Below are 14,797 nucleotides of genomic sequence, written 5' to 3' on the forward strand. Positions count from 1 at the left end.
CATTAATAAAGGAAACGGCAGCAGCATACCACGAGTTAACCGGACATCACACGCGAGGCTGATGTCCGGATTTCAGGAATTAGCGCAAGAGCAAATAAATGCGCTCGTTTCCACGAACGACCTGAAGCGCAATGATGGACGGTTTGGCTTCCAGAACCTTGCGCATTTCAGCGATGGAGTTCACGCGGTCACGGTTGACACCGATAATCACGTCATCCTTCTGTAACCCGGCCTGGGCGGCGGGACTGCTCTTTTCTACGCTGTCGATTTTGATGCCTTTGCTGCCGTCTTTAAGCTGGCTGTCACTCAACGTGGCACCTTGTAACGCCGGGGCAATCATCTCCGCGCTGGCGGAAGAGGAAGTGCTGGTATCCAGCGTAACCTCGACTTCGAGCGGCTGACCGTTACGCAACAGGCCCAGTTTCACTTTCGTGCCCGGTTCGGTGGTGGCAATGCGCGAACGTAGCTCCGCAAAGCTGTTCAGCGGCTTACCGTTCAGGCTGGTGATGACATCACCGGATTTCACGCCCGCTTTGGCAGATCCGGAGTTAGGCATCACTTCGCTGACAAATGCGCCACGCTGAACATCAAGCTTGAACGCTTTGGCGATGTCAGCCGTCATTTCCGTGCCTTTAATACCTAACAGACCGCGTTTAATCTCGCCAAATTGAATCAACTGCTGCGCCAGAATCCGCGCCATATTGCTGGGAATCGCAAAACCAATCCCGATACTGCCGCCGCCTGGCGCAAGGATCGCGGTGTTAATACCGATCAGTTCCCCGTTCAGATTCAGCAGCGCGCCGCCGGAGTTACCTCGGTTTATTGAGGCGTCGGTCTGGATAAAGTTTTCCAGACCCTCGAGGTTCAGCCCGCTGCGTCCCAGCGCCGAGATAATCCCGGAGGTGGCGGTTTGCCCCAGACCAAACGGGTTACCTACCGCTACGGCAAAATCACCTACCCGCAGTTTATCTGAGTCGGCGATGGCGATTTGCGTCAGCTTGCTGGCATTTTGAATTTGTAACAGGGCGATATCGCTTTGATCGTCACTGCCAATCAGTTTGGCGTCAAATTCGCGTCCATCGTTCAGTTGCACACTGATCTTCTGCGCCTGACTGATTACATGATTATTGGTCAGGACATAGCCTTTAGTGGCATCAATAATGACGCCGGAACCGAGGCCTTCGAAAGGTTGCGTTGACTGATCCGGCAGTTCGTCGCCGAAGAACTTTTTAAACTCTTCCGGGACCTTCTGGCTCTGGGTCGCAGTACCTTCCACTTTCACGCTCACCACCGCCGGAAGAACTTTTTCAAGCATTGGGGCGAGGCTGGGAAGTGCCGGTTGGCCTGGAGCCTGGCCGGGGATCGACGCGGTAGCGGGAAACGGCGCCGAGAGAGTTAACCCGACACTTAACGCTAATGCACTCAACAGCTGGGTTTGTTTTTTCATGGATCCTGCTCTCGTACCTTGAGTGAAAGGAAAGACGATTCAAAACAGCTTGATGTTATTGAATTTTCAGTCTGCTAACAATGAGGATAATGATTAAATGATAGTCGGGACGAGAGAGAAGAGGTGGGCGCAATCGCTGCGCCCGATAAAAATCTTTACATTGTGCGATTAGTCGCGCTTTGCGCCACTACGCAGCAGGCCGGAAGCCCCTTCGGAATAGTCGCGCGGCATTTGTACCGGCGCCTGATCGTTGCTGGCTTCAGACTCCGCCAGACGGTTACGGAACGGGTTCGATTCTGCTGACAGTTCCGGCAGCAGACTGCTGGAGCTTTTTGCCATGTGCTGATACAGCTGGCGGTAATCATGCGCCATGGTATCCAGCAGCTCGGCGCTGCGGGCAAAGTGACTCACCAGCTCTTCACGGTACTCTTCCAGTTCCGCTTTATTCTTTTCCAGTTCGTACTGCAACGCCTGTTGCTGACGTAACTTGCGATTGCCAAAACGCATGGCTACGGCACCGATAATGATGCCAACAACTAAACCAATGAGCGCATATTCCCAGGTCATGAACATCTCCCGTTGTCTTGTATTTCCGTAGGGTATTGGCTTTAGGCTCCATGCCCGCGCCTGTTACTGCCACTATAACCGCTAATCCCACAGAAGTGGAATCCTGTATCTATATCGCGTAGTGTAGAACGGCCTTTTTTTCGTCAACCCTGCACGACGGCGCACCGAATATCAAGGAATTACAATAATATCATGCAAAGCATTTCCCCAACATCGCGTTACCGTAAAGCGCTAGAAGACGGTACTCATCAACCTGACAATGTCCAAAAAGAAGCGGTTGCCCGCCTGGAAGCGATTTACGCGGCATTGGCGGTGAAAAAAATGGCTGCGCCAGAGGCGAAAGGATTGCTGGCCCGCGTTGGCAAGCTACTGGGGAAAAAAGAAGAAACAGAAAATGCCCCGGTGCGCGGCCTATATATGTGGGGCGGCGTTGGACGTGGTAAAACCTGGCTGATGGATCTCTTCTACCATAGCCTTCCGGGGGAACGAAAACAGCGCCTCCACTTTCACCGTTTTATGTTGCGGGTCCACGAAGAGTTGACGGCGCTGCAAGGGCAGACCGATCCGCTGGAGACGCTGGCTGACCGGTTCAAGGCTGAAACCGATGTGCTGTGCTTTGATGAGTTTTTCGTGTCCGACATTACCGACGCGATGCTGCTCGGCGGTTTAATGAAGGCGCTGTTCGCGCGCGGAATTACATTGGTCGCCACGTCTAACATTCCCCCCGATGAGCTGTACCGCAACGGGCTACAACGGGCGCGTTTTCTTCCCGCCATCGATGCCATTAGACAGCATTGTGACATCATGAATGTGGATGCCGGCGTGGATTATCGTCTGCGTACCTTGACCCAGGCCCACCTGTGGCTTTCTCCGTTGAATGATGAGACGCAGCAGCAGATGGACGCACTCTGGCTGGCGTTGGCAGGCGTTACGCGCCAGCATGCGCCGGTGCTGGAGATCAATCACCGACCGTTGCCGACGCTGGGCGTTGAAAACCAGACGCTGGCCGTTTCGTTCACCACGCTCTGCGTCGACGCGCGTAGCCAGCACGACTATATTGCGCTGTCGCGTTTGTTTCACACCGTCATGTTGTTTGACGTGCCGGTGATGACCCCCCTTATGGAAAGTGAAGCGCGTCGTTTTATTGCGCTGGTGGATGAGTTCTACGAACGCCATGTCAAACTGGCGGTCAGCGCGGCGGTGCCTCTCTATGAGATTTACCAGGGGGAGCGTCTGAAGTTCGAGTTCCAGCGATGCCTGTCGCGTTTGCAGGAGATGCAGAGCGAGGAATATCTGAAGCGTGAACATATGCCGTAATTACCCTGTTCAAATCACATTTAGGGGTCGATCTTTGACCTCAACTTCTCTATAATCTTGCGACCCCACGTTACGAGAAGGTTTTTTTCCCGAAACTTTCTATGTGTCGGCATTAGCTATTCGAAGGGGTAGGTTTGCCGTACTTTGTCGTGTGAACCTCAACTGACTAAACGTTTGGGTGTTCACCAACGTGTAACTTATTTATTGGGTAAGCTTTTAATGAAAACTTTTACAGCTAAACCAGAAACCGTAAAACGCGACTGGTATGTTGTTGACGCGACCGGTAAAACTCTGGGCCGTCTGGCTACTGAACTGGCTTCTCGCCTGCGCGGTAAGCATAAAGCGGAATACACTCCGCACGTAGATACCGGTGATTACATCATCGTTCTGAACGCTGACAAAGTTGCTGTAACTGGCAACAAGCGTACTGACAAAGTGTACTATCACCACACCGGTCACATCGGTGGTATCAAAGAAGCGACCTTTGAAGAGATGATTGCTCGCCGTCCTGAGCGTGTGATTGAAATCGCGGTTAAAGGCATGCTGCCAAAAGGCCCGCTGGGTCGTGCTATGTTCCGTAAACTGAAAGTTTACGCAGGCAACGAGCACAACCACGCGGCACAGCAACCGCAAGTTCTTGACATCTAATCGGGATTATAGGCAATGGCTGAAAATCAATACTACGGCACTGGTCGCCGCAAAAGTTCCGCAGCTCGCGTGTTCATCAAACCGGGCAACGGCAAAATCGTTATCAACCAACGTTCTCTGGAACAGTACTTCGGTCGTGAAACTGCCCGCATGGTAGTTCGTCAGCCGCTGGAACTGGTCGACATGGTTGAGAAACTGGATCTGTACATCACTGTTAAAGGTGGTGGTATCTCTGGTCAGGCTGGTGCGATCCGTCACGGTATCACCCGCGCTCTGATGGAGTACGATGAGTCTCTGCGTTCTGAACTGCGTAAAGCTGGCTTCGTTACTCGTGACGCTCGTCAGGTTGAACGTAAGAAAGTCGGTCTGCGTAAAGCACGTCGTCGTCCGCAGTTCTCCAAACGTTAATGGTTGTCTGCCTCTGGCAGATTGCTACAGACGTAAAAACCCGCTTCGGCGGGTTTTTTTATGGCTGGATTTGGCGTAATACGCTGACTGGCGTCTCTTTTTCCCCTTTTCCAGAATCGACTCACCACAAAGGTCACAAAATCTGGTAAACTATCATCCAATTTTCTGCCCAAATATCGGGTATTGCTCATTTTTTGTTTGCTTTTTGAACGATGATGACTATTCCGAAGTGGGTGACTTCACTTCTGACTGGCCATGCGATGGCCGGTAGCAGTAAAAATTCTGAATATACCTGGAGGTTTTCATGGCTGTCGCTGCCAACAAACGTTCGGTAATGACGCTGTTTTCTGGTCCTACTGACATCTATAGCCATCAGGTCCGCATTGTGCTGGCTGAGAAAGGTGTAAGTTTTGAGATCGAGCATGTGGAAAAGGACAATCCGCCGCAGGATCTGATTGACCTCAACCCGAATCAGAGCGTCCCGACACTGGTAGATCGTGAGCTGACCCTTTGGGAATCTCGCATCATTATGGAATATCTGGATGAGCGTTTCCCTCATCCGCCGCTGATGCCGGTTTACCCGGTTGCGCGTGGTGAAAGCCGCCTGTACATGCACCGTATCGAAAAAGACTGGTATACGCTGATGAACGTCATCGTGAACGGGTCTGCGTCAGAAGCTGACGTTGCGCGTAAACAGCTGCGAGAAGAATTGCAGGCGATTGCGCCGGTATTCGGTCAGAAACCGTACTTCCTGAGCGATGAGTTCAGCCTGGTCGATTGCTACCTGGCGCCGCTGCTGTGGCGTTTGCCGCAGCTGGGTATTGAGTTCAGCGGGGCGGGTGCGAAAGAGCTGAAAGGCTACATGACCCGCGTCTTCGAGCGTGATTCATTCCTGGCTTCATTAACTGAAGCCGAACGTGAAATGCGTCTCGGCCGGGGTTAATGCCTATGGATATGTCACAACTGACACCACGTCGTCCGTATCTGTTGCGCGCTTTCTATGAGTGGTTGCTCGACAACCAGCTCACGCCGCACCTGGTGGTGGATGTGACGTTGCCAGGCGTGCATGTTCCAATGGAATATGCGCGTGACGGGCAAATAGTCCTGAACATCGCGCCGCGTGCGGTGGGGAATCTCGAACTGGCTAACGACGAAGTGCGTTTTAATGCGCGCTTCGGCGGTGTACCTCGCCAGGTTTCCGTCCCGCTCGCCGCCGTGCTGGCGATTTACGCACGTGAAAACGGCGCCGGTACGATGTTTGAACCGGAAGCTGCGTATGATGAAGACGTTGCCAGTCTGAATGACGACGACGTAGCGTCTGGTGTTGAAAGCGAAACGGTCATGTCGGTTATAGACGGCGATAAGCCGGATCATGACGACGACAATACGCCAGATGATGATCCGCCTCCGCGTGGCGGTCGTCCTGCGCTTCGTGTTGTAAAATAATTTTAGCTACTTAAAAAACCAGCCAGTTATATTCACCTGGCTGGTTTTTTTATTGCTGAGAATGGCTACAAAATAACATTATGCAATCAATTATTAATATGTTTTACTTTTGACATTATCATAAACAAAAGGTTTTTTTTGTTATTTAATGGTTTTGGTGAATATTATTGATCGACAATTCATTTGATTTTTTGTTTTTTATATTTCTGACGTATGTTATAAGCCAATCTTAATATAATTATTAATAATCCTAAATTGAAAGTATTCCCAAAATAAATACTATATTGCATATCTACCCGCGACATTCTCATTAGTCGTTAGATTACATTATTCGGTGCTAAACAGGATATTCTAATTGCTCATATGTTAAGGACTCACAAATGAAAAAGAGTGTACTCGCCACGGCTCTGTCTCTTTGTGTTGCCTTCGCATTTGCTGCTGATACCCACCTGGATGGTCAGCAGACCATCAGCCTGAAATATCTGTAATCTTTTTCAGAGTAACGTGAGTTAAATAAACCCGGGAGTCAATGCATAGAGTATGTACTCTCTTTTTAACAGCACGATAAACATGGATTGTTATGCTGTAAATTTCTAAGGATTTACTAATATGTCATGCTTTAAAAAAGTAATATTCAACACACTGTTTACTGCTGCCTTATTTTCTGTGCAGTTCTCCACTCATGCCGCTGGTATGGTGCCGGAAACCAGTTTGCTTGTTATAGATGAAGCAACACACAGCGGAACCATTAACGTCAAAAATACGGACAGCAATCCTTCTCTTCTTTACACTAATGTCATTGATTTACCTGACGACCAGGGTCTGAAACTGATTGTCACGCAACCCGTCGTTCGTCTTGAACCTGGCCAGACGCAGCAGCTTCGTTTTATTTTGCAAACCAAAGAACCGTTGAACGTTGAACATTATAAACGTGTGACCTTCGAAGGCATTCCGCCTAAAAGTGATGATAAAAAAATAAAGATTGGCATTAACCTTCGCCAGGATATTCCAGTGCTGATCCGCCCGGCAAAATTAGCGGTGGTAACCGATGCCTGGAAAGAGCTGAAGTGGAATGCCAACGGGACGTCGCTGAAGGTGAATAACCCGAGCAAGTACGTCGTGCGCCTTGCGCAGAATGTTGTATTACAACCTTCTGGTGCGGTCGGTCAACTGAAGAAAACCTACATCCTGCCTGGTGAAACTCTTACTGCGACCTTAAATAAAAGTGCAGGCGGTGACAGCAAAGTTAAATTCTTCCCGGCAAGCCGCTACGGGGTGGAAGTACCCAGCTTTATAACGGATTTAAATAAATAATAAAGGGATATGACGGTGTGTAAAAAAAGCCGCCTTGCACTTTATGTCCACGCGATAATTTGCGGCACGTTACCTCTGGTGCTACTGATTTCGACTTCCCTCCATGCGAGGGAAGTGACGTTTGATACGGGGATCCTGGAATCCCGAGGCCTGAGTGCCGATCTCAACCATTACTTTGCGAAAGCGCCGCGGTTCCTGCCGGGAACGCACTCGGTGCAAATTAAAGTCAACGGTAAGGAGCGCGGTACGGCTGCAGTGCGCTTCAATGATGAAGGCGTACTGTGTGTCGATAATGATTTTATTGAATTCGCCGGGTTGATGCCAGTTCCGCTGAAAGCGAACGAAACGTGCCATGATATTCGTAGTGATTATGCGCAGGCCGTGGTCAACTCGCTGCCGAACCAGGAGGCCGTAGAGTTGTATGTCCCGCAGGAAGCGGTCAACAGCCTGACGGCGGATGTCAAAAACTTCCAGCATGGCGGTACCGCCGGTCTGCTGAATTATTCATTGTTTAGTACCCGCAACGAGTACGATAGCGATAGCAGTCAATATTCCCAGGCCAGTCTGGAAGCCGGGTTCAATGCTATGGACTGGTCGCTGCGCAGCCGTTATATCCTGACGGATGATGATGGTGAAAAAAATGCAGAAAGCATTTACACCTACGCTGAACATGTATTTGTCTCGCAGCGTTTAACCATGCAGGTCGGTGAGATTAACGCCATGTCACAGGTGCTAAGCGGGGTACCCATCACGGGTATCCAGTTGATGCCGACGCGCGGTCTGCAAAAAGACGGTAGCGGGGTGACAGTGTCGGGTATCGCGCGTTCTTCGCAGGCACGCGTAGAAATTCGTCAAACCGGGCAGCTTATTTTCAGTACCTTAGTGCCGGCGGGTCCCTTCACGTTGGATGACGTGCCGATGGTTCGCAACAACGTGGATCTTGACGTCACCGTTGTGGAAACGGATGGCAGCAAGAATCACTACATTGTCCCTGCGGCCTCTGTCAGAGCGCAGCGGCTTTCGCGTCCCCAAGGATTGACCGTTTCTGCGGGCCAGGTGCGGAACATTGACAGCGATTATGACGATCCGCTGGTCGTCAATGTCTCCGACGGCTGGCGTATTTTCCCGTGGATGAACTTCCTGGCTTCCGGCGCGGCGGCGGAAGACTACCAGGCCGTTGGCGGCAGAACCGAATTCATGATAACGGATTCCTGGGGCGTCTCGACCAGCGCAGCGGCCAGTAAGTCGAACTTTGGTGACAGCAACAGCGGCGTGAAAACTGAGTTACAAAGTGATTTATCTCTGGGCGAGAATATCGGCCTTTCGGCCAGCGCGACGCATTACAGCGGGGGATATCGCGAATTATCCGAAGCAATGGACGATGATTTTGACGCCAGCGATAACACCTACTCGGGTAATATCAATTTCTCTTCTGATATGGCAGGTGCTTTCAGTGCCGGGTTCAACTACAACCAAAGTTCGGGGGATACGCCCGATTCGCGTTACCTGCTGCTCACCTGGGGGAAAACCTTCAAGTATGCCTCTGTCACCGTAAACTGGCAGACGGCCGTGGGTAACAATGACGACGATGACGATCAGGATGACGACATGCTGTATGTCAACCTGAGCATCCCTCTCGGCGGCTCACAAAGTATCAGTTCCTATATGCGTAAGCAGGGTGACAGTACCAGTTACGGCATCGCGAACAGCGGAGCCATTGGCGACAACACCAATTACTACATCTCTGCCGATCGCGACGACGATGCTCACGAGAACAGCTTTAACGGCAACATCACGTCTAATCTGCATTATACCCAACTCGGCTTAGGCGGTGGGACTGGTGCCGATAATCAGCGTAACTATAACGCGACTCTGTCCGGCGGTATCGCGATGCACAAAGACGGGGTCACATTCTCGCCTTACACAATCAGAGATACCTTCGCCATCGCCAAACTGAGCGAGCCAAAGAGCGGAGTAGAAATCTCCACACCGCAGGGAACGGTCTGGACCGATCGCTGGGGACAGGCGGTAGTGCCGGGACTGACGGAATGGCGTAATTCTCGCCTCGAAGTCGATGCCAATAAACTGCCTCAGAGCATGACGCTGGCGAACGGGACCAAGTATGTTGCCGCTGCGCATGCGTCAGTAAGTGAAGTCACCTTTAAAGTGCTTAACAGTCGCCGCGTAATGCTGCGAGTGAAGCAGGCTGACGGTACTCCGCTGGCGAAGGGCGTGTCGATTGTGGACGATAAAGGCAATTATGTTGTGACGACCGTCGATGATGGTCACGTCTTCCTGACTGATGCCGATCAGTTGAAGGCGCTATACGCTATGGATGATAACAACAAGCAGTTGTGTCAGATCCATTACACCCTAAGCGACACGCGAGATGAAGACGCTTTCTACGAAGAAGTAAACGGAGTATGCCGATGAGAATTCAGCCTGGAATCAAGTTAGCGGCACTGTTGGCACTCTTTTTGCCCGGCCTGACGCTTGCCGATGACTGCAATATCACGCTTTCACAATCGGTGATAGATTATCACCAGTTGCAGCGTGACAACATTGTGATGAGCCAGCAGGACTGGCACAAAATGCCGGAGCGCGAAGTTAACGTCAACGTCTACTGCCCGGATGAAAAGCAGATCGGTGTGCTGGTCCAGGGCGTAGCGGGTGAGAAAGGCCGCTTTCTGTTTGGCGAGAAGGGCGGTGTTGCCATCAAAATCGACAACGTGGTTGTTGATGGCAAAAACTACCACGCGGGTAAAACTCTCGACCAGGTTAACTTAACGCCCCAGGGCGATGCCGCCACGTCGTTATACCTGAAAAATAACGAAGCCGTTGTTGCGGTGGAGAACAATCAGGTGCCTGTCGCGCAGCAGATGAGCTTCACGGTGACGATCTTCCCGGTACTGAAAGATACCGCGTTCAGAAACGCGACGGACGTGACGCCACTGGAAAGCGATCTGACCTGGAAAATATTGACTAAATAATAACTTAACTCATGTGCCTTATACTGCAACAAGCACAGTAAGGCACCGTTTCGCCCCCTCGGATTTCCTGTGTTATGATGAATCGTTTTCCTTCAATGGCACTGGAATGCAATGAAACCGACCGATCCCACCGCTGAAAACTCGACTGAAACCATTGGTCGTAGCTTACGCCGTCGTCCGCTGGCGCGGAAAAAGCTATCCGAAATGGTTGAAGAAGAGCTGGAACAGATGATTCGTCGTCGGGAGTTTGGCGAAGGCGAACAGCTACCGTCCGAGCGGGAACTGATGACCTTTTTCAACGTGGGGCGTCCTTCGGTACGTGAAGCGCTGGCAGCGCTCAAACGTAAAGGTCTGGTGCAAATCAATAACGGCGAGCGCGCTCGCGTATCGCGTCCTTCCGCCGATACCATTATCAGCGAACTCTCCGGCATGGCGAAAGATTTCCTCGCGCATCCAGGCGGAATTGCCCATTTTGAGCAGCTGCGCCTGTTTTTTGAATCCAGCCTGGTGCGCTACGCCGCAGAACACGCCACCGATGAGCAAATCGATCTGCTGGCGAAGGCGCTGGAGATTAACAGCCAGTCGCTGGAAGATAACGCATTGTTCATCCGATCTGACGTCGATTTTCACCGCATCCTGGCCGAGATGCCCGGCAACCCGATCTTCATGGCGATCCATGTCGCCCTTCTTGACTGGCTGATCGCCGCGCGTCCGACCGTACCCGATCGTGAGCTGTATGAGCACAATAGCGTAAGTTATCAGCAGCATATTGCCATTGTTGAAGCCATTCGTCAGCGCGATCCGGATGAAGCCGATCGTGCGCTTCAGACTCATCTCAACAGCGTTTCCGCGACCTGGCACGCTCTTGGTCAAAATAAAAAATTGCGAAAATAAATGTTGTATAACTGCTTTAACTATTTTGCTTTTTTATTTTGGTCTTTTTTATTCTTAATAATATTTGAATGTATTAACCTAATTCCTGGGATTTACAGAAAGAATAGATCTGAATTTTTTATTAAGTATTCCTAAATTGATTGTTTTTGTCATGCTGATATGATGCTAAAACGTCCTGAATAATCATAAAGGGACATGATTATAACTTGTGGACGTAAAAGTATATATATTTTGCTAAACATCAATTAAATAGAGTTAAGGAATAACTAATGAAAAAAGTAATATTAGCCACCGTTCTTTCTATGTGCGTTTCTTCAGCATTTGCAGCGGACACTGCGGTCCTGAAGGTAAAAGGAACGTTGACTAACGCTGCCTGTACGCCCGAAATTAGCAACGGCGGAGTGGTGGATTATGGTTCAATTGCTCTTGCATCGTTGAGCTCCACAGATGTCAACCAACTGGGGCTCCGGGATTTCTCGGTAACCATCAATTGTTCATCTCCGTCTAAAGTGGGCTTTACCGTAGTGGATGACCGTTCTGGTACTGCACCAAACATCGTGGTTAAAAATGGCTCATTTACCGGTAATGATATTGTCCAGCCGGTTAATCTGTTTGGTCTGAATAAGACCGCAGACAATGTGAATATTGGTAACTACAGTATGTTCCTTAAAACAGACAGCGTAGTCGCCGATGGAACAACTGTGTCTGCTATTTACAGTGATGACAATGGCGTATCATGGTCAGATGTTGGCAACCTGATGCAAAATAATGCGAGCCAGGTCGTGACTGTCGCAGCAACGGGTCAGACCACGCCGTTAGCGTTTTCACAACTGGTAGTCCCGATGGCGGTTTCAACGGCTGTGCAAAATACCGCAACGCTGGCGATTACCGACGATACAAACCTGGACGGTCAGGCGACTTTCACGCTGAAGTATCTTTAATCGTTAATTACGCTTAAGCGTTCGTTCTTACGGAGAATAAGTACAAGGTATTTATTCTCCTTTTTTATCTTCAGGACCGGTTCTTCAGGTCTTTGCGCCAATTGACACTCTCATTGCCTCCCTGACTGGCCACACTCCCCCCTGTCCAAAGACGATCCTGACGATCGTTTAGTGAGATGGATCGCAATATACGCGTTCTGTATTGCACCGCTGCTTATTTGATCTGGTATAACAGGTATAAAGGTATGTAGTCAGATAACACTAATCATTGACAGAGGTCGTTATGGCAAAAGATTTACGAGGCGTAATGCCAGCATTGTTAACCCCTTTCGATAACCAGCAGAAACTGGATATTGAAAGCCTGCGCCGTCTGGTGCGTTTCAACGTCGCGCAGGGAATTGATGGGCTGTATGTCGGCGGCTCGACGGGGGAAGCCTTCGTGCAGAGCGTTGCGGAAAGAGAGCAGGTGCTGGAAGTCGTTGCCGATGAGGCAAAGGGGAAAGTCACGCTGATTGCGCATGTGGGTACGGTGAGTACCGATGAGAGCCAGCAGTTAGCCCGCGCGGCGCACCGTTATGGTTTTGATGCCGTTTCCGCGGTGACCCCGTTCTACTACCCATTCAGCTTTGACGAGCATTGCGATCATTACCGGGCAATCATTGATGCTGCGGATGGTTTGCCGATGGTGGTCTATAACATTCCTGCGCTGAGTGGCGTGAAGCTATCGCTGGATCAGATCAACACGCTCGTGACCTTACCGGGCGTTGGCGCGCTGAAGCAGACGTCAGGGGATCTGTATCAGATGGAGCAGATCCGCCGCGCGCATCCGGATCTGGTGCTTTACAACGGCTATGACGAAATATTTGCTTCCGGCCTGTTGGCGGGGGCAGACGGTGGTATCGGCAGCACATACAACATTATGGGCTGGCGATATCTGGGAATTGTGAAAGCGCTCAAAGAAGGTGACATCCAGACCGCACAAAAGCTGCAAAAAGAGTGCAATAAGGTTATCGATCTGCTTATTAAAACCGGCGTATTCCGTGGGCTGAAAACGGTTCTGCACTATATGGACGTTGTGTCTGTCCCACTGTGCCGTAAGCCGTTTGCTCCAGTAGATGAGAAGTATCTACCGGAACTGAAGGCGCTGGCTCAGCAATTGATGGCAGAGAAGGTGTAACCGCGAACAGCCGGGGGCGCTTCGCTTGCCCGGCCTACAAAACATAACGTGTAGGCCGGATAAGGCTACGTCGCCATCCGGCATCACAGCAAGAATTGTCGGGAGAGTAAAATGAGTACTTCTACCCAAAGCATTCCGTGGTATCGCCATCTCAACCGGGCCCAATGGCGGGCGTTCTCTGCCGCCTGGCTGGGATATTTATTGGATGGTTTTGATTTTGTGTTAATTGCCCTTGTGCTGACCGAAGTACAGGGCGAATTCGGCCTAACGACGGTTCAGGCGGCAAGCCTGATTTCGGCAGCTTTTATTTCACGCTGGTTTGGCGGGCTAATGCTGGGCGCGATGGGCGACCGTTACGGGCGTCGCCTGGCAATGGTCACCAGTATTATCTTGTTTTCGGTAGGGACCCTGGCCTGCGGTTTTGCGCCAGGCTATACCACTATGTTTATCGCCCGTCTGGTGATTGGCATGGGGATGGCGGGCGAATATGGCTCCAGCGCCACCTATGTCATTGAAAGCTGGCCGAAGCATTTACGTAATAAAGCCAGCGGCTTTTTGATCTCTGGTTTCTCGGTAGGCGCGGTTCTGGCGGCCCAGGTCTACAGCCTGGTGGTACCGGTCTGGGGCTGGCGCGCGTTGTTCTTCATTGGCATCCTGCCCATCATTTTCGCCCTCTGGCTGCGTAAAAACATCCCGGAAGCAGAGGACTGGAAAGAGAAACACGAAGGTAAAGCGCCAGTACGTACGATGGTCGATATTCTTTATCGCGGCGAACATCGCATTATCAACATGCTGATGACGGCAGCCGCTGCCGGCGCACTGTGGTTCTGTTTCGCGGGCAATCTGCAAAATGCGGCGATTGTCGCGGTTCTCGGCCTGCTGTGCGCAATCATCTTTATTAGCTTTATGGTGCAAAGCAGCGGCAAGCGCTGGCCGACGGGCGTGATGTTGATGGTCGTCGTACTGTTTGCTTTCCTCTACTCATGGCCGATACAGGCGCTGCTTCCAACCTACCTGAAAACCGAGCTGGCTTACGATCCTTCAACCGTGGCGCGGGTGCTCTTCTTCAGCGGCTTTGGCGCAGCGGTCGGTTGTTGCGTGGGCGGTTTCCTCGGCGACTGGCTGGGCACCCGGAAAGCCTATGTCTGTAGCCTCCTGGCCTCGCAGGTGCTGATCATTCCAGTATTTGCGATTGGTGGAACCAACGTATGGGTACTGGGGTTGCTGCTGTTTTTCCAGCAGATGCTGGGACAAGGGATATCGGGGATCTTACCGAAGCTGATTGGCGGCTACTTCGATACCGATCAGCGAGCGGCAGGGCTGGGCTTTACCTATAACGTTGGAGCCCTGGGCGGCGCGCTGGCACCGATCCTGGGAGCGCTGATCGCACAGCGTCTGGATTTAGGCACCGCGCTCGGCTCGCTCTCTTTCAGCCTGACCTTTGTGGTGATCCTGCTGATTGGTCTGGATATGCCGTCCCGCGTACAGCGCTGGCTGCGACCGGAAGCGATTCGTACCCATGATGCCATCGACGGCAAGCCGTTTAGCGGGGCCGTGCCGTTCGGCGGCGACAAAAGCGCCTTAGTCAAAAGCAAAAGTTGATCCGCTTGCCCGGCCTTGTGCCGGGCAAAATTCGTAAGGGAAGATC

At 51.3% G+C, this 14,797-nt stretch carries 14 protein-coding genes; 12 read left to right on the plus strand and 2 right to left on the minus strand.

The features are described 5' to 3' along the window. Positions 1 to 79: 79 nt before the first annotated feature. Together degQ and zapG are read right to left on the minus strand one after the other, a co-directional pair. On the minus strand, positions 80 to 1,447 hold the full coding sequence (gene degQ, locus HVY19_RS02285) for a serine endoprotease DegQ (RefSeq protein ID WP_181682786.1): 1,368 nt from the start codon (positions 1,445 to 1,447) through the stop codon (positions 80 to 82). 168 nt (positions 1,448 to 1,615) lie between these two features. After that, positions 1,616 to 2,014, minus strand: coding sequence for a Z-ring associated protein ZapG (gene zapG, locus HVY19_RS02290; protein ID WP_042292056.1), 399 nt, complete (start codon positions 2,012 to 2,014; stop codon positions 1,616 to 1,618). 192 nt (positions 2,015 to 2,206) lie between these two features. Here zapG and zapE point away from each other — a divergent pair, with 192 nt between their 5' ends. The 12 genes from zapE (at position 2,207) to nanT (ending at position 14,751) form a co-directional block, all read left to right on the plus strand. Beyond that, complete coding sequence (gene zapE / locus HVY19_RS02295; RefSeq protein ID WP_181682787.1) at positions 2,207 to 3,331, plus strand: cell division protein ZapE; 1,125 nt, start codon at positions 2,207 to 2,209, stop codon at positions 3,329 to 3,331. A gap of 219 nt (positions 3,332 to 3,550) precedes the next feature. Continuing rightward, the gene (gene rplM, locus HVY19_RS02300) at positions 3,551 to 3,979 is read left to right on the plus strand and encodes a 50S ribosomal protein L13 (protein WP_181682788.1); all 429 of its coding nucleotides are present in this window, start codon (positions 3,551 to 3,553) and stop codon (positions 3,977 to 3,979) included. Between the two features lie 15 nt (positions 3,980 to 3,994). Further along, entirely contained in the window at positions 3,995 to 4,387 is a 393-nt protein-coding gene (rpsI, locus tag HVY19_RS02305; RefSeq protein ID WP_000829818.1) for a 30S ribosomal protein S9, read from the plus strand. Between the two features lie 304 nt (positions 4,388 to 4,691). Beyond that, a complete protein-coding gene (sspA, locus tag HVY19_RS02310) occupies positions 4,692 to 5,330 on the plus strand; it encodes a stringent starvation protein SspA (protein WP_042998321.1) in 639 nt (212 codons plus the stop codon). Positions 5,331 to 5,335: 5 nt separating this feature from the next. Further along, complete coding sequence (gene sspB, locus HVY19_RS02315) at positions 5,336 to 5,833, plus strand: ClpXP protease specificity-enhancing factor (RefSeq protein ID WP_181682789.1); 498 nt, start codon at positions 5,336 to 5,338, stop codon at positions 5,831 to 5,833. A 609-nt stretch (positions 5,834 to 6,442) separates the two neighbouring features. Next, positions 6,443 to 7,147, plus strand: a complete 705-nt coding sequence (locus tag HVY19_RS02320) for a fimbria/pilus chaperone family protein (RefSeq protein ID WP_181682790.1) — start codon at positions 6,443 to 6,445, stop codon at positions 7,145 to 7,147. Positions 7,148 to 7,156: 9 nt separating this feature from the next. After that, on the plus strand, positions 7,157 to 9,580 hold the full coding sequence (locus HVY19_RS02325) for a fimbrial biogenesis outer membrane usher protein (protein ID WP_181682791.1): 2,424 nt from the start codon (positions 7,157 to 7,159) through the stop codon (positions 9,578 to 9,580). Then, a complete protein-coding gene (locus HVY19_RS02330; protein ID WP_181682792.1) occupies positions 9,577 to 10,137 on the plus strand; it encodes a hypothetical protein in 561 nt (186 codons plus the stop codon). The genes HVY19_RS02325 and HVY19_RS02330 overlap by 4 nt, the downstream gene beginning before the upstream one ends. A gap of 111 nt (positions 10,138 to 10,248) precedes the next feature. Next, positions 10,249 to 11,031: a transcriptional regulator NanR gene (gene nanR, locus HVY19_RS02335; RefSeq protein ID WP_181682793.1), complete on the plus strand. Its 783-nt coding sequence runs from the start codon at positions 10,249 to 10,251 to the stop codon at positions 11,029 to 11,031. A gap of 269 nt (positions 11,032 to 11,300) precedes the next feature. After that, positions 11,301 to 11,972 (plus strand): DUF1120 domain-containing protein, encoded by a 672-nt coding sequence (locus HVY19_RS02340; RefSeq protein ID WP_181682794.1) that lies wholly within the window; start codon positions 11,301 to 11,303, stop codon positions 11,970 to 11,972. A gap of 283 nt (positions 11,973 to 12,255) precedes the next feature. Continuing rightward, on the plus strand, positions 12,256 to 13,149 hold the full coding sequence (gene nanA / locus HVY19_RS02345; protein WP_181682795.1) for an N-acetylneuraminate lyase: 894 nt from the start codon (positions 12,256 to 12,258) through the stop codon (positions 13,147 to 13,149). A 111-nt stretch (positions 13,150 to 13,260) separates the two neighbouring features. After that, positions 13,261 to 14,751, plus strand: coding sequence for a sialic acid transporter NanT (gene nanT / locus HVY19_RS02350; RefSeq protein WP_181682796.1), 1,491 nt, complete (start codon positions 13,261 to 13,263; stop codon positions 14,749 to 14,751). Positions 14,752 to 14,797: the final 46 nt, after the last annotated feature.

This window comes from Citrobacter sp. RHB25-C09 (assembly GCF_013836145.1).
Taxonomy (GTDB): domain Bacteria; phylum Pseudomonadota; class Gammaproteobacteria; order Enterobacterales; family Enterobacteriaceae; genus Citrobacter_A.

Bases quoted from the DNA above. Each gene is read 5' to 3' on its own strand.
- HVY19_RS02325 (WP_181682791.1), top strand. From the start codon at position 7,157: ATGACGGTGTGTAAAAAAAGCCGCCTTGCACTTTATGTCCACGCGATA.
- zapG (WP_042292056.1), bottom strand. From the start codon at position 2,014: ATGACCTGGGAATATGCGCTCATTGGTTTAGTTGTTGGCATCATTATC.
- sspA (WP_042998321.1), top strand. From the start codon at position 4,692: ATGGCTGTCGCTGCCAACAAACGTTCGGTAATGACGCTGTTTTCTGGT.
- nanR (WP_181682793.1), top strand. From the start codon at position 10,249: ATGAAACCGACCGATCCCACCGCTGAAAACTCGACTGAAACCATTGGT.
- sspB (WP_181682789.1), top strand. From the start codon at position 5,336: ATGGATATGTCACAACTGACACCACGTCGTCCGTATCTGTTGCGCGCT.
- HVY19_RS02320 (WP_181682790.1), top strand. From the start codon at position 6,443: ATGTCATGCTTTAAAAAAGTAATATTCAACACACTGTTTACTGCTGCC.
- HVY19_RS02330 (WP_181682792.1), top strand. From the start codon at position 9,577: ATGAGAATTCAGCCTGGAATCAAGTTAGCGGCACTGTTGGCACTCTTT.
- rplM (WP_181682788.1), top strand. From the start codon at position 3,551: ATGAAAACTTTTACAGCTAAACCAGAAACCGTAAAACGCGACTGGTAT.
- zapE (WP_181682787.1), top strand. From the start codon at position 2,207: ATGCAAAGCATTTCCCCAACATCGCGTTACCGTAAAGCGCTAGAAGAC.
- HVY19_RS02340 (WP_181682794.1), top strand. From the start codon at position 11,301: ATGAAAAAAGTAATATTAGCCACCGTTCTTTCTATGTGCGTTTCTTCA.
- rpsI (WP_000829818.1), top strand. From the start codon at position 3,995: ATGGCTGAAAATCAATACTACGGCACTGGTCGCCGCAAAAGTTCCGCA.
- nanT (WP_181682796.1), top strand. From the start codon at position 13,261: ATGAGTACTTCTACCCAAAGCATTCCGTGGTATCGCCATCTCAACCGG.
- nanA (WP_181682795.1), top strand. From the start codon at position 12,256: ATGGCAAAAGATTTACGAGGCGTAATGCCAGCATTGTTAACCCCTTTC.
- degQ (WP_181682786.1), bottom strand. From the start codon at position 1,447: ATGAAAAAACAAACCCAGCTGTTGAGTGCATTAGCGTTAAGTGTCGGG.